This is a genomic window from Thermodesulfobacterium commune DSM 2178 (assembly GCF_000734015.1).
In the GTDB taxonomy this organism is placed as follows: domain Bacteria; phylum Desulfobacterota; class Thermodesulfobacteria; order Thermodesulfobacteriales; family Thermodesulfobacteriaceae; genus Thermodesulfobacterium; species Thermodesulfobacterium commune.
In genome coordinates this window covers 531,092-550,612 of the sequence record NZ_CP008796.1, presented here as the reverse complement: position 1 = coordinate 550,612, position 19,521 = coordinate 531,092, and the positions used below count along the sequence as shown (strand labels likewise).

The following is a 19,521-nucleotide window of genomic DNA, read 5'->3' as shown; positions in this document are numbered from 1 at the left end:
TTTTAAAAAGAGGTCTAAAATGGAGAAAATGCAAGAAAAAAAAGAAAATGTTTATGGAATTGGGGAACCAGATTTAAAGTCTATTTATAAGGGAGGGGAAGCTCTTAAGAAAGCTCCTAAACTTTATGGAGTGTCTACAGGGATAGAAGGGCTTGACCCACTTTTTTATGTGGTGGTTTCAGAAAACGGAAGATTAGTTAAAAAACAGTTAGGTGGTATACCTGCTTATTCAGTTTTTAACATCACCGGGGTATCTGACACAGGAAAGTCTTTGATGGTTGAGCAATTTGCCATAAAACAGGCCTCCAAAGGAGAAAGGGTAGCCTTTATCACAGTAGAAACTCCTGCCAACTTTTTAGCGGCTTCTTTAGAGCTTCGAGCTAATGCCATGGGTTTTAACTTTAAAGATTTTGAAGACAACCTTATCATCATAGACGCTGCTTCTTCAACCAAGCTTAGAGAGAGTTTGCCTGACCTTTTGGCTACCTTAGCTTATGTTATTCAACATTATAAAGCTAATTTTACGATCATAGACTCAGTAACTGGTCTTTTTGAAACCAAGGAAATGCTTGCAAGAAATATAGTAAGAAGACTTTATAATTTTATGAAAAAATGGTACCAAACAGCCCTTTTTGTGTCTCAAAAAAGAAGCGGGCATGAGGAGTTGACCGCTGAGGCGGCTGGAGGTTATGCCGTTGGACATATCGTTGATGGTACGATGGTTTTAGCCAAAGAACTTATCGATTCAAGCTTTAAGGCAAAAATGTATAAAAAAGAAATCGGAGAAATAGTAAGGCTTTTTAGGATTGATGGATGCAGGATGTGCGGACACGACACCAAAACCCGTTTTTTAGAAATTACCGAAACCGGCTTAGTAGTGATAAAAGAACCTATTTCTCAAAAATAAAAAGGAGGTGAAAACCTATGGTTATTCAAATAACCAGCCCTACAGTTTCTGAGGCAGAGTTAGAACATTTGGTTAGTAGAGTGTTTTTTAAAGCTATTGATTTATTAGGTGGGCTTAGTAAGCTTGCTGAATTTAGAACCCTTACCTGGTTGCCATCTTTAGCCAGGGCTGCTTTTGTGGTGGTTTTAAAAGAAGAGTATGTAAAAACCGATGAAGAGATAGCAGAAAAGGTAGGTTTAACTAAAAACACCGTTAGAAACATCCTGAGGGCAGACCCAGAGCTTGCCTTGCAAAAGATTAAAGCTCTTGAAGAACTGGTAAACGAGGAAATGAAAGAGTTAAAAGTGCATACCGCAGGAGGTATCGCCAAGTTAGCCTACAAAGAAATCAAACAAGGACATGACGCGCAGACCTTGCTTCACTACTGTTCTGTGGTAGCCGAAGACATAGCCAAAACCTTAGAAATTCCCTGGGCTTATTTAGTCCTTAAAAAATCAAAAGGATTGAAATATCCTGTAGAAACTGCAGAGGTTTTAAAAGAAAAATTCTCCGGGCTTTCGATAAAAGGGATCTCTTTAGAAGAAATTATTACTCATATTCAATATCCTATAAAAAACCCAGCCCAGTTATTAAAAGAAATAAAGGACTATTTGACCCTACAAAAAGCACAGGAAAAAGACTAAGAAAAACTTTGTAAAAACTATTGACAAAACCTATAAACAGGTTATTTTATATCCGATTTGGTTCTTTGAGAGTGGGGCCGTAGCTCAGAGGGAGAGCGCGTGAATGGCATTCACGAGGTCGTGGGTTCAAGTCCCACCGGCTCCACCATCAATTTTTCATAAATTTCATCAACCATTTCTTCTAAACCAGACCAACCTAACTCTTTTACTTCTTCTCTTAGGTAGATAAGGGCCTGAGGGATAAATTTTAAAAAATACTTTTTCCCTTTAAACAAACTTAAGTTGGCATACGCCCCAAGGGCTTGCAGGTGTCTTTGTATCCTTAGATAGATTAAGCTATCTAAAAACGGTTGTTGTTCAAAATAAGGGTCTAATTTTTTACGTTTCTCTATGTAATAACCTAAAAGTTCCTCCCTAAGATGTTTTTCAAGCTGATAATAAGGGTCCCATAAAAGTGAGGCTATGTCATATCCCGGAGGTCCAATCCTTGCACCCTGGTAGTCTATAAGGTAAGGAGTCCCGTTTTTTATCATTATGTTCTGACATTGTAAATCTCGATGTATCAAGTTTTTAGGGAAACTATCAGATATCCTTGCCAATTGTTCAAACTCTTGTTTTAAAATTTCCTCATCTGAAATCTTCAAAAAAGAATGCAAAAACTTCTCTTTAAAATAGTGCGTTTCCCATCTAAAATGCTCATAATCAAATTTTCTAAATTTATTTATTACAGCATCATCTACAGGAATAGTATGTAATTTTACCACCTCATCAAGCACTTTTTGATACATCTCTTTTATCAGAGTTAAGTTTCTTTTTCCTTTTAACCAGTTATACAAAGAAAGATCCCCCAGGTCTTCAAAAAAGACCTCTCCTTTTTCTTGGGAAACTTGTAAGATATGAGGAACCTTTACCCCTTTATCGTGAAAAAATTTCTGAAACTCTACCGTCCTAAAAAAATCTTCGTTTAGTCTTTCAACCTTCATCTTAACCAAACCGTTTATCCTGTAAAACTTCCGATCAGAGCCCCCATAACCTATCAGAAAACCTTCTTCTGAGTGAGGTAAAAACTGTTCTCTTGGGACTTGGATAAAGAAATCTTTACCTAAAATTCCGTCTTTAAACCTGCCAGAAACAATACTTTCTGGTGAAATTACCGCTACGTTTTCTAAAAAAGTTCCTTTTTCAAGTTGAGAGGCTACTTCAACCGATACATAGCCTTGAAATTCTACCCCATCTGTAGCAACCTCTGGACACACGTATAGATTTTCTCCTTGGGTTCTTAAGAGATAAACCAGAGTCTTCAAGTATGAGGCAGGGGTTCCTATGTCAAACCAGGCTCCTTTTAGCTCATAGGTATAGATAGGATAACCTTTTTTTAACGCCTCAACCCAACCCTCTAAAACCGTAGAAGGACCTTCAGGGAGAAAGTTTAAAAACTCAGGACTATAAACAGCTATACCAGTAAAACCGGTTTTTTTACAACATCGTTCTGGAACATAAAGAGGGTCTACTCCCAAAAATTTCCCTTCTTCATCCATAAAGATTTTATCTGCAGAAGGGTTAGGTTTAACCACCAACGTGGCTAAAGCTCCTTTTTCTAAATGAAATTTTAGCACCTCTCTCAAGTCTATCTCTGCAAAAATATCCCCGTTATAAACCACAAAAAATGAATCTCTTAAAAAAGGTTCTGCCTTTTTTATCCCTCCTCCTGTTCCTAAAATCTGTTCTTCTAGGGAGAAGAAAAATTTTTCTTTATAAGCACAGCTCTTAGCCCAGGCTAAAATTTTTTCTGGTCTATGATGAAGGTTTATCCCTATGGCTGCAGGGTTTATTTGGCTCAGGTTTTTAAGAACATACTCTATGATAGGGCTACCTAACAAAGGAACAAGAGGTTTGGGAATTTCTTCGGTAAGAGGGCGAAGTCTTGTTCCTAACCCAGCTGCAAGAATAAAGGCTTTAACTTTCATCTATGATTTTAATAAAAGACGAGCAGGATAGTAGTCTCCATGTCCTGGGAAAATCATAAGTCCTCTGCCTTGATTTTTAAGCTTCTCATCAAGGTCCTTAGAAAGTCTATGCAAAAGTTCCATCTCCTTTCTAAAAAGGGCAGAGTTAGCGTTGGTGCTTGTCATCAAAAACTTAGGTATGTTTAGCACCTTTTTTTCTTCTTCTGTAAGGCTTGGCACATAAAGGAGATAGTCTGCGGTAAAAAGAAGGCCAAATTCTTCACAAAGAAAAAATACCTGTCCAGGAATGTGCCCTCCTAAGCTTTCTAAGACTTTAAACCTTAAATTTCCTATCTCAAAGCAGTCAATTACAGGAAAACCATAGAGTGTTTCATCCGTTTTTTTACTGTTAAAAACCTTGGGGAACCTGGGAAACTTGGTTTTGGTAAAATAGTTTACTAAGATGGTAAAATAATGATTAAGTTCAGAAAGAGGGGTAGCAACACCATAAACCCGGTTTTCATTTTTCATCACGTTTATTGCATCTTTGTGACACCAAACCTCAGTTTGAAATTCTTCCTCAAAATAACCAGTAAGACCTACATGGTCTGCATCCGCATGTGAAAGATAGATTTTTTTGATCTTTTCAGGATTTATCCCTTGGCTTTGAAGCATGGTTTTGATGTCTTGATAATATACCCCATAGCACGTATCTATCAGGTAATATTCGCCGTTTAGCTGAAACAAATAAAGATTTCCCCCGGTAGGAGGTTTAAAAGTGTGTAAAATAACCTCTCCAAAAGGAATACTTGGTAACTTTTTAAAAAAGAAGTTTGGTCCCACTTTGGTTCTTGAATAAATGGCAAAATTTAAGATGTTGCTAAAAACTTCTCCGGCTTCTAAGTTTTTCCCTGCCTCTTTATTAAAATTAACTAAATTTTCCGAAAGGTATTTAGATGTTTCTACTAATTTTTTGATTTCTGCTACTTCGTCTTCTGGAAGGAGTTTTTTCAGGTTAAAATAAAAACGTTCCAGAAGGTTTAGGCCCAAAAGCCTGGTGGTTTCCTCTTCTTTTCCTGAATATTCTAAACTATAATGATAACCTGCCTGATTCAGGGAGTATAAAAGCTCGTTTGCCTTTTGTTTCTCTGGCAAGTAAAAAGCGATAACAGCCTTGTTTTCAGAAAGGTATTCATCAAAACTCATAAACACAACGTTTGCCTGGTATTCTTGTAAAAGCTTACCAATCTTGGCTAAGGTACCTGGTTTGTGTTCTACAAAAACAGCTAATTTAAACACACCCTCAGGTTCGGTTATGTCAAAGTTTTCTTGGTAGGTTTCTTCAAACCACCCTTTTTCTGATAAACTTTGTCTGACCTTTTCCCAGCCAGAAAGATCCTGAAATTTTCCTTCTATGATGACCCTGTTAGGATGTTCTGACCGGTTGTAGTAAAAATATACGATGTTAACCTGGTTTTGTCCAAAAAGGTCGGCAAGAGTAGCAAGAGAACCTGGCTTATCTGGTACAAATACCTTAATCTTTACCAAAAACTTTTGTTCTTTGATATCTTTATAAACCTCGAAATCTTTAGAAAAAAGGTTATCCATCATAACTTTTTCTCAAACCAGAAATAGCAAATAGAAACATCGGGGCGACAGGATTTGAACCTGCGACTCCCGGCTCCCGAAGCCGGTGCTCTACCAAGCTGAGCTACGCCCCGAGATTTTGGTAGTAAATTTAATTTAATTAAAAACCTTTTAACAAATTTTTCAAGACTGTCTGTTAATAAAACCACCTGCAACAAACATTAACCTACAAAACTTAATTAGACTTAACAAGATTAAGTTTTTATATTAAAATTATAAAAAATAACGCTTTAAAAAGGAGATCCTATGCCTTACATAGATTGGGATCACACCTGGGAGATAGGGATAGAAAGCATCGATAATCAACACAAGATGCTTGTCAATCTCATAAACAAATTGTACGAAAACATAGTTTTTAAACCAGAAATTTCTAAAGATGAGCTTTTATACACTTTTCAAGAATTATACGATTATGCTCGATATCATTTTGAAACAGAAGAAGCTTTTATTAAGGCTCATGCTTACCCTAAACTTGAACTACATAAAAAATCACATCAAACCTTTGTAAAAAAACTTGATGAACTTTATCAGAAATTTGAAGGAGAAAACCAAGAGAATCTAAAAGAGTTAGTTTTATCTATATTTAATTTTCTAAAAAATTGGCTTTTTTCTCATATCATAACCTTAGATAAAGAGATAGAAGTTTATTTAAAGGAGGTCTCTACTGAAACTCCGGTAGAGGTTAATCTTTACAAGCTATATGGATTTTTATCTAAAAATGAATCTTTAGAAAAATTGGACCAGCTTATAAAACGAGGAGAAGCAAAGACTATTTCTTTTATCCTTTTTGACATAGATGATTTTTATTTAATAAATCTTAGATATGGTTTTGATGTGGGAGATTTAGTTTTAGAAGATTTTGCTAAGCACCTTTATAAAAACTTAAAAGAAGATCAGCTTTGGCTGGCTAAGTTTGAGGGAGATAGGTTTGGGATTCTCTTGACAGACGAGCAAAATTTTTTAAAGACTTTTTCCACCATTAAAAAGGTGTTTCAAGTCACAGAAAACTATCAGTTTACCCTTATAAAAAATCAAAAGGTTGAGATAATAAGGTTTAACATCTCTTTAGGACTGGTCGTTTATCCTAAACATGGTAATGATCCCAAAGATCTTTTAATCAAAGCAGAAATTGCTGTTAAAAAAGCTAAAGAAGAGGGGAAAAATCGATGGGTTATGTTTTCTGAGGAAGACTACGTGGAAATAAAAAAGCTTGACAGGATCAAAAATCTTTTAGATGAAGCCTTAGAAAAAGAACTTGTTTTTCCCTTTGTTCAGCCTATATTTTCCGCTAAAACTCAAAAGGTTATAGGAGGAGAAGTCCTCCTTAGGGTTTTCTGTGAGGAAGAAAAAAGGTTCATTTCTGCAGGAGAATTTATTAAGTTTGCCTTAAAATCAAACTACTTAGACAGGTTAGAAGAGGTTATGTTTAAAAAGTTTAAAGACTATCTAAAATTTTATAAATTTAAAAACTATATGATTTTTATCAATCGTTCTATCACCTCTTTTGAAAAGTTTGAAAGATTAATCTATGAAATGGAACAATGGATAGATCTTGTTCAAAAATTTAAGGTTAAACTGGTTTTAGAGGTGACCGAAGCCTCTCTTATAGATTTCATAGACCTTGTGTTTTTTATAAAAGAAAAGGCCAAACAAAACAACATTCTTTTAGCCATAGATGACTTTGGAGCTGGACATGCCTCTTTTGGATATCTTTTAAAGTTTAAGCCTGATTTTATAAAAATCGACGGAGATTTTGTTAAAGCCTCCTTTCATTCTGAAGATAACTTAAAGGTGTTAAAAGGTATAATAAGACTGGCACGGGATTTAAAGATTAAAACGATAGCAGAATTTGTAGAAAATAAAGAGATAATGGACATGCTGGTAAGAGCTAAGGTAGACTATTTACAAGGATATTATCTGGCTAAACCGATGAGCATAGAAGATTTTGTAAAGAGTTATTTAACCAAGTAGCTCTTTTATGTTTTTAACCAAAAGCTGATTTTGTTCAGGAAGTCCTATGGTAATCCTTAATGAGTTTGGAAACCCATAAGGTTTAAGAGGTCTTAAAAGAAGCCCTCTTCTTAACAGCCCTTGATATAAGTGTTCACAAACACTACCAAAATCAACCATGATAAAATTGGCTTGGGAAGGATATACTTTAAAACCAAGAGAAGAAAGTTCCTGGGTTAGATATCTTCTACCTTCTTTTACGATTTTTAGGCTTTTTTTGAGGTAAGCCTGATCTTCTAAGGCAATCAGCCCAGCTTTATAGGCAAAAAGATTAAGGTTAAAAGGTTGTCTCAAACTGTCTAAAAGCTGAGCTAAACTTTTTTCAGCCATACCATATCCTAACCTTAATCCTGCAAGACCGTAAGCCTTAGAAAAGGTTCTCAACACTAAAACGTTAAAACCATTTTTCAAAAACTCTATACCTAAGGGAATTTCAGGGTCTTCTATGAACTCTCCGTAGGCTTCATCTATTACCACCAGGATATTCTCAGGAAGGTTTTTAAAAAAAATGCCCCAATCTTTTCTGTCTAAGACACTACCTGTGGGGTTGTTTGGGTGGTCTAAAAACACCACTTTGGTTTTGTTAGACAAATTTCTTAACAAACCTGGTATATCGTGCTTAAGTTTGTTATCAAGAGGGACAACCTTGACCTTAGCCCCATAAATTTGAGCGAACTTTTCATACATCAAAAAACTGGGTTGACTTACCAGGACTTCATCGCCTGGATTTATTAACGCCTTAAAAACAAGTTCGATCACCTCATTAGAACCATTTCCAAGGATAAAGTTTTCTGGTGATAGCCCCCACTTTTTAGCAAGGGCTCTTTTTAGTTCTATATAACTTGCCTCTGGATATAGATTAACAGTTTTAGCCAATTCTTTTATGACTTTTACCACCTTGCGAGAAGGTCCAAGAGGATTTTCGTTGGAGTTAAATTTGTAAACCGGACCTTCTATCCCAAGCTCTCTTTTTATTTCATCTACCGTCTTTCCAGGAGGGTAGGGAGTTAGCTTTTTCAGATAAGGCTTAAAATCCATAATTAAAACCCCAGTTTGGCGGTCTCAAGAACTTTATCGATTTGTTTCTGTAAAGTAGGAGGGATACCTTCAACCTTAACGGTTAAGAATCCTTTTACTATAAGTGAGGTGGCTTCATCTTCACTTAATCCTCTTGCCATAAGATATTCTACCTCTTCTTTAGCTATCTTACCTACCGCTGCTTCGTGGGTTAATTCTACGTCGTAAAAATAACTGTCAAGCTGAGGAATAGCCCTCATAATACCCTCGTCAGAGAGCATAAGCCCTTGACATTCTAAATGTCCTTTGACTTTTGGAGCTTTGGCTACGATTTTACCTCTTGCGATGTTTTCTCCGCCATACACCACAGTTCTTGAGATGATTTCAGTCCTGGTGTTAGGTGCTTCCAACCAGACCTCTCCTCCTATGTCTATTTTTGAACCTGGCTGGTTGGCGATGATACTTGCGAAAGAGGCTTTAGCCCCTTCTCCAACCAACCTGCAAACCGGAGAGGTTTGTATGTCTTTTACAGGATAAAGACTTACATAGGTAGAAATATAGGATCCTTCTTCTTCTACCAAAACCCCAGTTCTTGGCCTAACGATAGTTTGCTCTCCCCAGACATGAAGCATGCTAAAGGTAAGTTTGGCTCTTTTTTTTACAAAAAACTCTGAAACCCCTATATGAAAAGCAGATTCTACATGAGGATGAACCGAACAAGAGGTTATCAAGTTTAACTCTGCCCCTTCTTCTACTATCACGATGTTGTGTACCTTTTGAGCTACCTTTTCAGTTCTTATGTAAAGACAGGTTTGCACAGGATAGACTATCTTATAACCTGGAAGAGCCCTGATAAAATAACCATCATCAAGGTCTTCGGCTGTAGCTTTGGTAAATTCATCTTTTTCCGGAGATAAAAGCTTCCAGTAATAGTCTGATAACCAATCATATTTTTTAAGCGCTTCTGTTATGGGAAGTATCTCCAGTCCTTCAACCTGTTTTCTACAAACCACAGGTTTAGCGTCTATCTGAACGTATTCTCCCTCTCTTTTTAAAGAAGAATCAAGCCCTAAAAACCTTAACCTTTCCTTTTCTTCTTCAGAAAGTTCTGAAAGGTCCTTAGGTATGTTACCTTCTTTTGCAGATTTAAACTCTTTAAGAAGTTTATCTTCAGCCATCTTGTTTTTCCTCCTATTAAGCCAGTCTTTTTAAACAGTTTTTACAACCTTCGTACCCAAACTTCTGAATACCCTCAAATATTTCTATAGGATTTCCGGTGCAGTAGATTTCTCCGTCCATGATAACATATCCTAAGTCCGCTGCTACATGCTGTAAAATAAAACCTGTATGGGTAATGATCAAACCACTTTTTGTCCTTGGTTTGTGAGGAGTATCTTTTTGCAACAGTTTTTTTATCATCTGACCGATAAGGTTTAGGTTTTCTACGTCAACCCCAGATTCTGGCTCATCAAGTAATACTAAATCTGGATTTTGAACAAGAAGCTGGAGAAGCTCGCTTTTTTTAAGTTCTCCCCCTGAAAATCCTTTGTTTACCTCTCTTTCAAGGAAAGTTTCAAAGTTAAAACTTCTTGCAAGCTCTTCGATCTTAACGTTGTTTTCCTTGGCACAGAGTTTTAAAATATCCCTTAGTTTGACCCCTTTTATGGTAGGAGGTCTTTGAAACATAATCCCTATACCTCTTTTAGCTCTTTCATAAGGAGGAAGGTCGGTTATATCCTCACCTTTAAAATAGATTTTTCCATGTTTTACCTTATAGGTAGGGAAACCCATAATTGTCATCAACAACGAAGTTTTCCCTGAACCGTTTCTACCAAATATTACATGAGTTTCTCCTACAGGTATTTTTAGAGATATACCCTTTAAAACTTCTCGCCCTTCAACCTCTACCCATAGGTCTTCTATCTCTAACAGAACTGTCATCTAACTCACCCCTCTAAAAGATTTTACCCCCCCCTTATGTTTAGCAAGTTAATATAAAATTCTTAAAAGTCAATAAGCCTAAACGCAAAAAGACATTCTATTTGAACCGGTTTTTTTATTTATTTAACTTGACAAAAGAGGGAAACCGTTTATATTTTTTAAAATATCGAAAACTTCATAAAGCCCCCATCGTCTAGTGGACTAGGATACTGGCCTCTCACGCCAGAGACACGGGTTCGAATCCCGTTGGGGGCGTTCTAAAAAAATTTTTCTACAACTCTCATCGTATCCTTAATATTTAAAACCTTTTGTTTTTTCAAAAAAGCATTTTTATAATTTTATAAAACTATAAAAAATTCTAAAAAAATTTTAAAAATAAAGAAAAAACCTTAAAAAGGTTTTCTAATCTGCTTTAATCCGTTTTGACTTTATCTTTAAAAAGTATTTACACTGTAAATATAGACTGATTTCATTTGCGAGGTTATGTCATGAAGAAGCTATGTCTTTTTATGTTGTGCTTTTTGGGACTTTTAGGAACAGCCTGTAGTAAAAAAGAGCCAGGGGTAAGTCCAGGGATTGATTTAAAAGAGGGAAAATGGGAAATATCGATAGAGATGGAATCTTCCTCTTATCCTATAAACTTGCCTAAGCAGGTTTATACTCAATGCCTTACTAAGGAAAATTTTATCCCCATACAAGAACAAAGTCTGGGTGCTTCCAATCCAAATTGTGCCTATAAGCAAAAGGAGATAAAAGGAAATAGCGTATCTTGGGTTATGGAATGCAAAGAAGATGATGGAGGAAAGGTGATTAATGAAGGATCTTTGGTTTATAAAGGAGAACAGTTTGAAGGGAGGTTGGTAGTTAAAAGTAAAGAGGTAGAGTTTGTCCAAAAGATTCAGGGTAAATGGATTGGAAAATGTGATCCTGGGAGGTAAATCATGAAAAAATTTTCTATTTTTTTAGGCTTATTTTGGTTGTTTTTCTTTGGTTTAACCTTTCAAGCTCTTAAGGCTCAAACCTTAAAGAAATTGGACCAAACAAAATCTTCTAAAATAGAGGTAAAAAAGGTTGAGACTACCTCGCAAAAGGTAGCTAAACCATTAAAAATTGAATGGTTAGTTCCTAAAAAACCAATCTTAGGGGAAACAGACCCTGTTCCTTCTGATGCAGTCAAGCTTTCTCAGTTTAAAGTTGAATTAAAACCAGGGGAAGCCTTTGAGTTTTATATTCCTCTACAAACAGGAGGAACAGAAATTTCGGTTAAGTTTGTTCCTGAAAACATAACCCTTTCTTTGCAAAAACCACGATTAAAAAAAGTGCCTGTTTCTGAACCTCAAAAAATAGAAAATGTTTTGCAGTCTTTGATTCAGGAGCAAAACCAACAAGTAAAGGTTCAAGACCTTTCTTTTGTCCTTTTGATAGAGAATAAAGTATTAGGTCAAAAAACCTTTTATCCTGAAAAAGGGTTGAGTAGTAGGTATAAATTCTGGCTAAAATTAGGTAGCGAATTTTCTGTGTTTGTACAGGCTAAAGGAGTTCTAAAAAATCAAAGTGCTAACCTGATCAAAGGCACGGTTTATGTTTCTTCTACCGACCATACTAAAAAAGTAGCTTATCAACTTCAAAAACAACAAAAAGAGATTGAAGAGGCTATAGAAAATACCAAAAATCCTGAGATGTTATGGATAGTCTCACGACTTCTTAAAAGACATTTAAAGGGTTATCCTGGAGGACAGTCTGAGTTTGAAGAAAGTTTTGCTAAAAATTTGTCAAGTTTGAGGGTCCCCCAGAACTTGGTGGTCAATGTTTCTGATACGCTGGTTAAATACGAAAATAAAATCCAGCAAAAAGTTGTAGACAAAGAAGTCTTAAAAATAGAAGAAACCAAACCTGTTAAAAGGGAAACGGTTAATAAATTTTTAAAGATAGAAAAAATCCAGACATTAGAAAGGCTTGACAGTAAAGTTGATAAAATGCCTACTGAAGGACCAAGAATCCATGTAATCTATCCTAATGGTGAAGAAACATGGGAAGAGGGAAAAACCTATAGTATAAGATGGGAAAATGTAAACTATCAGCAAAAAGTAAAAATAATTTTAAAGTGGGAAGGTGGTCAACATACCATCACAGATATTCCTAATACAGGCAGTTATGTGTTAACCCTGCCCAAATTAAGTAATCAAAAGGAACTTCGGTTATGGGTTGGTGTTTTTTCTGTAGATGAAAAAATTGGAGATTGGAGTGATAGAAGTTTAGTGGTTAAAAAAATAGGTTCCAACGAAAAATATAGAATCAGGTTGTTAGGTATTATGTCTCATCGTTGTGCTGATGACGAAGGCTGGGAAAGAGGTTGTGACGATGAAGAACCTTATGTGGTATGGGCTGCTTTTGGACCAACCTATGAAAGTTGTGGAAGAACAGATGAAGGGAAAGGGGTAGGGAAAGGAGATACCTGGCTTTTCTCTAAGGACGTTAACGTCTATGGAGGTGGGGGAAACAAAACAGAGACCATAGAAGTAAACGTACCGCTTATTTTTTTATATATGGTTTTGGAAAAGGATTCAGGCTCTCCCAGCAGGGATGAAATCGTTAACGCCACCACAGGAGCTCTTTCTTTAGCTAAAGCCATATACGATAAAAAATGGGATGAGGCCATCAAAAATGTAGGGGCTATTTGGGATACCATCGTAATCTTTCAAAAGATAGCTGCTAAAAGTGATGACCTTTATCCTCCCTATCTTTCTTATTTTGACCATCAATCTCTGCTTCAGATTACCACAGGGAACGGGAACCCGCCTCCCATGGATAGAGCTTTGCTTTCTTCTGTTGGAAACTACGACCATCTGTCTATAAGAAGGGCAGATATCTACAAAGACCCTGTTAATCAAAAAAATCTTCAATGGAGCGTATTTTATATGGTAATAAGAGAAGAAACAGGATACTAAATATAAAAACCCCTAACTTTTTACTCAAATATATTTTTAATCAAGTTAGGGGGTTTTTCGAGTTTTAATCAGTTTATTTCAAACTTTTCAGTGATTGACAGACTAAACTAACCTGTTAATTTTTAATTAAAAAGTCTTTTTTTTACGTTTGGAGGCCCTTATGAGGTTCTTTAGAATTTTATCGAGTTTATGTCTTTTTATGATTTTTTTTATTACAAAAGTCTATGGCTTAAATATCGTGGTTTCAAACTCGGCGTTAGAAAAAATAGTTAAAGAAATAGCTTCTACCAAACAACATGTTATCACGCTACAGTCTGAAAAAAGAGATTTTCATAGTTTTGAGCCTACCTTTTCTCAATGGAACTTAATTAGAAATGCAGACCTTGTGGTGATCGTGGGCACAGAACACTGGGCTACCAAAGTTTACCAGATAAGGGCTAACAAGCCTCTACTGAGCCTTGCCAGAGGTCAAACAAGGTTTATTGACCCGCATCTGTGGTTTGATTTAAATAGGGTAAAACGTTTAGCCTCTGATTTGGTTCAATTTTTAGAGGTAAGAGATCCTGGTAATAAGATTTTTTATCGGGAAAGATTGCAACAATTTCTAAAAAGCCTTAACCTTTTAGAAGCCAAATTTAAAGATTTAAAAAATTGTCAGTATAAAGAGGTATACATATTAGGTCACCCTGTGTTTAATTATTTGTTAACACCTTATGGAATAAAGGAGAAAACGTTGATTAAAGGCCATCATAAAGAAGGAGAGCCAAGCGCAAAAACCCTTACAGAAATGCTTCAAAACATACATAAAAGAAGTCCTAAGATAGTTTTTATCACTGACCCGGAGTTTGAAAACTATGTCTCTTTATTCGAAAGTAAAGGCGTAAAAGTAGTAACACTTTGGTCTGGAGGAACTTACAGATTTCAAGGTAGCTTTACTGAACTTTTAGATTATAATTTAAGCTGGTTAAGGCATGCTTTAAGTTGTGGAAAATAGCTTTTACAGGAGGTAAAAGTTGTCTTTTAAACTTAAAATAAAACTTTTTTTTCTCCTTTTTTTAATCGGATTTGCGGCTCTTTTGCTTTTACCTACCTTTGTACCCAACCTTCCTCCTTGGTTTAAAAAATATGTCTATCGAGGCGAGCTTAAGCTTGGGCTTGATTTAAAAGGTGGGGTTCATTTAGTATTACAACCAGACATCGATAAAGCTATGCAAAACCAGTTTGAAAACTATGTTCAAGACATTAAAGCCCAACTCAACAAATTGGTTTCCTCTTCTTATGAGGTATCGATCGATAACCTGAAGGCTGTTTTTAAATTTCAAGACCCAAAAGATGTGAAGGTTTTTAAAGATGAGGTTTTAAAGGGAATAAAAGAGATAGCCATTTCCAAAGAGTATCAACAAGAAAATTTATTTATGGTTGAGGTAACCTTATCAGAAGAACGTATCATTTATATAAAAGAAAACCTTTTAAACCAAGTTTTAGAGGTAATAAGAAATAGGGTAGACCAGTTTGGGGTTGCAGAAGCAATTATCACCAAACAGGGGAAAGATAAGATAGTAGTTCAGTTACCTGGTCTTAAAGACCCGGAAAGAGCCATAAACATCATAGGCCAAACCGCACAACTTGAGTTTAGGTTGGTAGACGAAGAAACGATGCAAAGGCTTGATCAGTTAGTAAATTCTTTAGTACAAACTGGAAAAATTTCCTTCGATGCCCCGATAGAGGAGTGGAGAAAACTACTTGCCCCTTACTTGCCCCAAGACTCCCAGTTTTATTTTATGGTTGAGAAAGATAAAGAAACAGGAAAGGTGATCAAAAAACCGATGGTGTTAAAAAAAGAGGTTTTGTTAACAGGGACTTATCTAAAAACAGCACAGGTAAGAATTAACCCTCAAACCAACGAACCTTATGTATGGCTTCAGTTTGACTCAAGAGGAGCCAAGATATTTGAACTTATCACCTCAGAAAACGTGGGCAAGCGTTTAGCTATCGTGCTTGATGAGGTAGTCAGATCAGCTCCGGTGATAAAAGAAAAGATTTCTGGAGGGGAGGCCCAGATTACAGGTGGTTTTTCTATGCAAGAAGCTTCTGACCTGGCACTGGTCCTAAGAGCAGGGGCTTTACCCGCTCCGGTAAAAATCTTGCAAAACATAACCATAGGCCCTTCTTTGGGGACTGACTCGATCAAAAAAGGATTGATAGCAGGGGTCATAGGAGCAGCAGCGGTTATAATTTTTACGATTTTTTATTACAGAATATCAGGTGTAGTTGCTGTAATAGCTTTAGTTCTAAATATTTACTTTCTTTTAGCCTTACTTTCTGCTTTTCAAGCCACCCTTACCCTTCCAGGAATTGCAGGAATTATCCTTAGTATAGGAATGGGGGTTGATTCTAACGTTCTTATCTTTGAGAGAATAAGAGAAGAGTTAAAAGCTGGAAGGACGACTTTTTCTGCCATTTTCCAGGGATATTCAAGAACTTTTATAACCATCTTTGACGCCCATGTAACCGTTCTTATCACCTCTTTAATTTTATTCATCTTTGGTACAGGTCCTATCAGAGGGTTTGCTGTAACCCTATCTATCTCTATCTTAGTAAACCTCTTTACCGCAATCTTTGCAACCAAAATCTTTTATGAATATCTGTACGAAAGGGGTATCGATTTTAGGATAAAATTTTTTGAATTGAATAAAAAAGCAAACTTTAACTTCATGAAGTTTAAAAAAATCTGTGCCATATTGTCTTTAATTCTTTCCTTAACTGGTTGTTTTGGAATATTGCAGGCCTTTTTAGGTAAAGCCAACTTAGGTATCGACTTTACAGGAGGGGCTATTATTTATCTTAGCAGTGAAAAAACCCCTGACTTAGGCCTCCTTAGAAAAACCTTAGAAGAAAGCGGAATAAAAGATTTTATGTTACAAGACATAAAGAAAGAAAACATGATCCTTCTTAAAGTCAAACTTAGCAAAGAAAGTCTTACAGAAGAGGTAAATCATATTCTTTCTCTTTTAAACCAGAAACTTCCTGACCATAAATTTAATGTAGTTTCTAAAGAGGAAATAGGTTCTACCATTAGTCAAGAACTTCAAAACAAAGCAACTTTAGCTATTCTGGGAGCTTTGGTAGGAATTATCGTCTATTTAGCCTTTAGGTTTAACGTTTATTTTGGGATAGCTGCCGGATTGGCGACCTTTCATGATGTTTTAGTAACTTTTGGTTTGTTTTATCTTTTAGGAAAAGAGATAAACCTTCTTTTTATCACAGCTCTTCTTACCTTAGCAGGTTATTCTTTGACAGACACGGTGGTAATCTTTGACCGTATCAGAGAGAATTTACAAAAACATAGTTTCGCCAACTTTGATGAGCTTATCAACAAAAGTATAAATGACGTTTTTTCTCGGACGATAATCACCGTTTTGACCACCCTTTTTGGGTCTTTGAGCCTTCTTTTGTTTGGAGGAGTAGTGATAAGAGACTTTGCCTTAGCTTTAACGATAGGTTTTATAGTAGGGACTTATAGTTCTATATTTTTGGCTTCACCTTTGTTACAGGTTTTACATAAAGGTAAACTTCCCCAGTTTAAGTAAGGAGGTCGCCGGGTTTTAACCTTTTACCACAGGCAAACTCAAACGCTGACATTCGTTTTTTACCCTCCGGCTGGACCTCAATTAAAAGAAGGGCACCTTGGGAGGTGCCTACCAATATCCCCTCTTGATTTATCCTTAGGATTTCTCTTGGGGTATTATTTTCTGATTCTAAGGCTTTAGCCTTATATACCTTAAGGATTTTTCCTTGAATGTAGGTATAGGCTGTAGGCCAAGGAACAAAGGCCCTTACCTTTCTCTCGATAAACCAAGCAGGTTCTTTAAAAGTAAAAAATCCATCCTCTTTTTTTAATAAAGGTGCATAAGAGGCACCCTCCTCAGGTTGAGGGATAGGCTTGAGTAATCCCTTTTTATGTAGCTCTATGGCTTCTAAAATAGCCTCTTTACCAAGGTCACTAAGCTTTTGAGCTAAGGTTAAGGCGTTGTCTTCTGGTTCTATTGAGACCTTTTTTTGCAAAAGTATGGGACCAGTATCTAACCCTTCGTCCATAAGCATGATGGTTATACCTGTTTCCTTTTCTCCTTGTAAGATAGCCCAGTTGATAGGAGAGGCACCTCTGTATTTAGGAAGCAAAGAGGCATGTATGTTCCAGCATCCAAATCTCGGAATTTCTAAAACTTCCTTAGGTAGGATTTTACCATAGGCACAAACCACGATCAGGTCAGGAGCAAGTTCCTTTAGAATTTTAAAAAATTCAACATTTCCTTTTATTTTTTGAGGGTCTAACACATAAATTCCCTTTTCTAAAGCCCATTTTTTCACCGCACAGGGTAGGGTTTTTAAACCTCTTCCCTGGGGTTTGTCTGGTTGAGTAACCACTGCTATAAGGTTTTCATTTTCATACAATCCTTCTATAGGGGGTATCGCAAAGTCTGGGCTACCAAAAAAAACTATACGATATTTTTCCATCTTAATCCCTCTTTTTTAGGTTGCATAACGTTTAAAATCGAGTATCTTTTAACAATGTAACAAAATTTGCTTAAAATAAAAGAGAAATAGCCGTTTTAACTCAAAGAAAATTGCCATAAGGAATCCTTGTTCTTTTTTATTTTGTTTACAACACAAAATGTATTAAACAAAAACTAACATAAAAATTGTAGCAGGAGGTTTTATGGACCTTATTCAAGCTGCTATATTAGGCATAGTAGAGGGGCTAACCGAGTTTTTACCTGTCTCTTCTACAGGCCATCTCATTTTGACTGCTCATATCTTAAACATTCCTCACACTAACTTTACCAAGACTTTTGAAATTTCCATACAACTCGGGTCTATTTTAGCGGTTTTTTTTTCTCTATTACGAAAAACTTTTAAAAGATTGGGAAACCTGGAAAAGGATTATTTTGGCCTTTATTCCTACAGGTATATTAGGGTTTTTACTTTATAAAATAATCAAAAGATTTTTTATAGGCAACGACCTTTTGGTGGTAATAAACTTGATTTTCGGAGGGATAGTGCTTTTATTTATAGACAGATTTTTTCAAAAAGATAATAGGCTGTCTGATGTAAAAGAGCTTAGTTTAAAGAAAATACCTTTAATAGGGGTTTTTCAGTCTTTAGCCATGATGCCTGGAGTTTCTCGTTCAGCTGCTACCATCATAGGAGGGATGGTGGTTGGTCTTAACAGAAAGGCTGCGGCTGAGTTTTCCTTTCTTCTGGCCTTACCAACGATGCTTATGGCTACCAGTTATGACCTCATCAAATCATATTCCGAGATGTCCTTTCAAGATTGGCAAGTCCTTTTAGTAGGCTTTATCTTTGCTTTTTTTACGGCACTGGTAGCTATCAAAACTTTTCTGAGTTTTATTTCTAAGCATAGTTTTTTTATATTTGGAGTTTACCGTATTTTTATAGGTATTATTTACTTTCTGATGTTTTTATTTTAAAATGTTTTATAGGAGAAAAACTTGAGGTTATTACTATAAAAAAAGTGCTGGTAGTTGGAGGTACAGGCTTTGTTGGGGGAGCTTTAGTGCCTGAACTGATAAAAAAAGGTTTCAGTACGACTTTATTGGTAAGGAATTTAGAAAAGGCTAAGTCTCGGTTTTCAGGTTGTGATTTTATCTTGGGAGACCCTATGAAATCAGGAAGTTGGCAAGCAGAGGTTTCCAATTTTGACGTGGTAATCAATCTGGTAGGACAAAACATCTTTGGAAAATGGACTGAGTCTTATAAAAAACTAATCTTAGAAAGCAGAGTTAAGTCTACAGAAAACATCGTAAAATCTTTAAAAAAAAACGCTTTTTTGATAAATGCCTCAGCCATAGGATATTATGGAGATAAAGGAGATCAGTCCGTAGACGAAGACTCTCAACCAGGAAATGATTTTCTGGCAAAAGTATGCATAGAATGGGAAAAACAGGCTCAAAATGCTAAGAAGTATGGAGTTAAAGTAGCTATAACCCGTTTTGGTATCGTTCTTGGTAAAGGTGGTATGCTTGCCAAGGTTTTACCTGTTTTTAAGTGGGGATTAGGTGGAACTTTGGGGGATGGGAGACAATGGTTTTCTTGGATACATATAAGTGATTTAGTAAACGGCTTGATTTTTCTCATAGAAAAAGACCTTGAAGGAGTTTTTAACTTTACTTCCCCTCAACCTGTAACCAACAAAGAGTTTACTAAAGCCCTGGCTACGGTTTTAAAAAGACCAGCTTTCTTTAGGGTACCTATGTTTGCCTTAAAGTTGTTTTTAGGTGAGTTGGCAGACAGTATAACTGCAAATATAAAGGCTCATCCTCGAAGATTGATACAAAACGATTTTAAATTTATTTACCCTGAGATAAAGGGGGCTTTGGAAAGTTTAGTTAAATAACAAT

General features: G+C 36.1%; 15 protein-coding genes, 3 tRNA genes and 1 pseudogene. 12 read left to right on the top strand and 7 right to left on the bottom strand.

All coding sequences use genetic code 11. The features are described from left to right. Positions 1–28: 28 nt before the first annotated feature. The 3 genes from HL41_RS02825 (at position 29) to HL41_RS02815 (ending at position 1,738) form a co-directional block, all read left to right on the top strand. Entirely contained in the window at positions 29–907 is an 879-nt protein-coding gene (locus HL41_RS02825; RefSeq protein WP_028843030.1) for a KaiC domain-containing protein, read from the top strand. Between the two features lie 17 nt (positions 908–924). Then, positions 925–1,590, top strand: a complete 666-nt coding sequence (locus HL41_RS02820) for a bacterio-opsin activator (protein WP_038062083.1) — start codon at positions 925–927, stop codon at positions 1,588–1,590. A 73-nt stretch (positions 1,591–1,663) separates the two neighbouring features. Further along, a tRNA-Ala gene (locus HL41_RS02815) sits at positions 1,664–1,738 on the top strand. On the opposite strand, the gene HL41_RS09950 is transcribed toward HL41_RS02815, so the two are convergent. Then, entirely contained in the window at positions 1,701–3,491 is a 1,791-nt protein-coding gene (locus HL41_RS09950) for a phosphotransferase (RefSeq protein ID WP_353735821.1), read from the bottom strand. The genes HL41_RS02815 and HL41_RS09950 overlap by 38 nt on opposite strands. On the opposite strand from HL41_RS09950, the gene HL41_RS09705 reads away from it, so the two are divergent. After that, positions 3,406–3,588 carry a hypothetical protein gene (locus tag HL41_RS09705; protein ID WP_028843029.1) on the top strand — a complete coding sequence of 61 codons (183 nt, stop codon included), beginning with the start codon at positions 3,406–3,408 and terminating at the stop codon, positions 3,586–3,588. The genes HL41_RS09950 and HL41_RS09705 overlap by 86 nt on opposite strands. Here HL41_RS09705 and HL41_RS02805 read toward each other — a convergent pair. Together HL41_RS02805 and HL41_RS02800 are read right to left on the bottom strand one after the other, a co-directional pair. After that, entirely contained in the window at positions 3,558–5,147 is a 1,590-nt protein-coding gene (locus HL41_RS02805; protein WP_028843028.1) for an MBL fold metallo-hydrolase, read from the bottom strand. The genes HL41_RS09705 and HL41_RS02805 overlap by 31 nt on opposite strands. Before the next feature lie 36 nt (positions 5,148–5,183). Further along, positions 5,184–5,257 (bottom strand) — tRNA-Pro (locus HL41_RS02800). 172 nt (positions 5,258–5,429) lie between these two features. Here HL41_RS02800 and HL41_RS02795 point away from each other — a divergent pair. Beyond that, positions 5,430–7,154 (top strand): bacteriohemerythrin, encoded by a 1,725-nt coding sequence (locus tag HL41_RS02795; RefSeq protein WP_038062086.1) that lies wholly within the window; start codon positions 5,430–5,432, stop codon positions 7,152–7,154. On the opposite strand, the gene hisC is transcribed toward HL41_RS02795, so the two are convergent. The 3 genes from hisC to HL41_RS02780 are packed head-to-tail and all read right to left on the bottom strand — an operon-like array spanning position 7,143 to position 10,151. Then, on the bottom strand, positions 7,143–8,231 hold the full coding sequence (gene hisC, locus HL41_RS02790; protein ID WP_038062089.1) for a histidinol-phosphate transaminase: 1,089 nt from the start codon (positions 8,229–8,231) through the stop codon (positions 7,143–7,145). The two genes, HL41_RS02795 and hisC, sit on opposite strands and share 12 nt — an antisense overlap. Before the next feature lie 2 nt (positions 8,232–8,233). Then, the gene (locus HL41_RS02785; protein ID WP_022855171.1) at positions 8,234–9,388 is read right to left on the bottom strand and encodes a SufB/SufD family protein; all 1,155 of its coding nucleotides are present in this window, start codon (positions 9,386–9,388) and stop codon (positions 8,234–8,236) included. Positions 9,389–9,404: 16 nt separating this feature from the next. Further along, a complete protein-coding gene (locus HL41_RS02780) occupies positions 9,405–10,151 on the bottom strand; it encodes an ABC transporter ATP-binding protein (RefSeq protein WP_038062092.1) in 747 nt (248 codons plus the stop codon). A gap of 182 nt (positions 10,152–10,333) precedes the next feature. Here HL41_RS02780 and HL41_RS02775 point away from each other — a divergent pair. The 5 genes from HL41_RS02775 to HL41_RS02755 all read left to right on the top strand — a co-directional run bounded on the left by HL41_RS02775 (position 10,334) and on the right by HL41_RS02755 (position 16,689). Then, positions 10,334–10,406, top strand: a tRNA-Glu gene (locus HL41_RS02775). A 233-nt stretch (positions 10,407–10,639) separates the two neighbouring features. Continuing rightward, the gene (locus HL41_RS02770; RefSeq protein WP_038062095.1) at positions 10,640–11,089 is read left to right on the top strand and encodes a DUF3617 domain-containing protein; all 450 of its coding nucleotides are present in this window, start codon (positions 10,640–10,642) and stop codon (positions 11,087–11,089) included. A gap of 3 nt (positions 11,090–11,092) precedes the next feature. Further along, positions 11,093–13,099, top strand: a complete 2,007-nt coding sequence (locus tag HL41_RS02765; protein WP_038062098.1) for a hypothetical protein — start codon at positions 11,093–11,095, stop codon at positions 13,097–13,099. A gap of 160 nt (positions 13,100–13,259) precedes the next feature. Next, positions 13,260–14,093 carry a metal ABC transporter substrate-binding protein gene (locus HL41_RS02760; RefSeq protein WP_038549556.1) on the top strand — a complete coding sequence of 278 codons (834 nt, stop codon included), beginning with the start codon at positions 13,260–13,262 and terminating at the stop codon, positions 14,091–14,093. 19 nt (positions 14,094–14,112) lie between these two features. Further along, complete coding sequence (locus tag HL41_RS02755) at positions 14,113–16,689, top strand: protein translocase subunit SecDF (protein ID WP_038062104.1); 2,577 nt, start codon at positions 14,113–14,115, stop codon at positions 16,687–16,689. Here the strand turns inward: HL41_RS02755 and fmt are convergent. Then, on the bottom strand, positions 16,682–17,617 hold the full coding sequence (gene fmt / locus HL41_RS02750; RefSeq protein ID WP_038062106.1) for a methionyl-tRNA formyltransferase: 936 nt from the start codon (positions 17,615–17,617) through the stop codon (positions 16,682–16,684). The two genes, HL41_RS02755 and fmt, sit on opposite strands and share 8 nt — an antisense overlap. Positions 17,618–17,819: 202 nt before the next feature. On the opposite strand from fmt, the pseudogene HL41_RS02745 reads away from it, so the two are divergent. Together HL41_RS02745 and HL41_RS02740 are read left to right on the top strand one after the other, a co-directional pair. Further along, positions 17,820–18,591 (top strand): annotated as a pseudogene (locus tag HL41_RS02745) (undecaprenyl-diphosphate phosphatase). A 44-nt stretch (positions 18,592–18,635) separates the two neighbouring features. Then, positions 18,636–19,517, top strand: a complete 882-nt coding sequence (locus HL41_RS02740; protein ID WP_051754459.1) for a TIGR01777 family oxidoreductase — start codon at positions 18,636–18,638, stop codon at positions 19,515–19,517. Positions 19,518–19,521 lie beyond the last annotated feature (4 nt).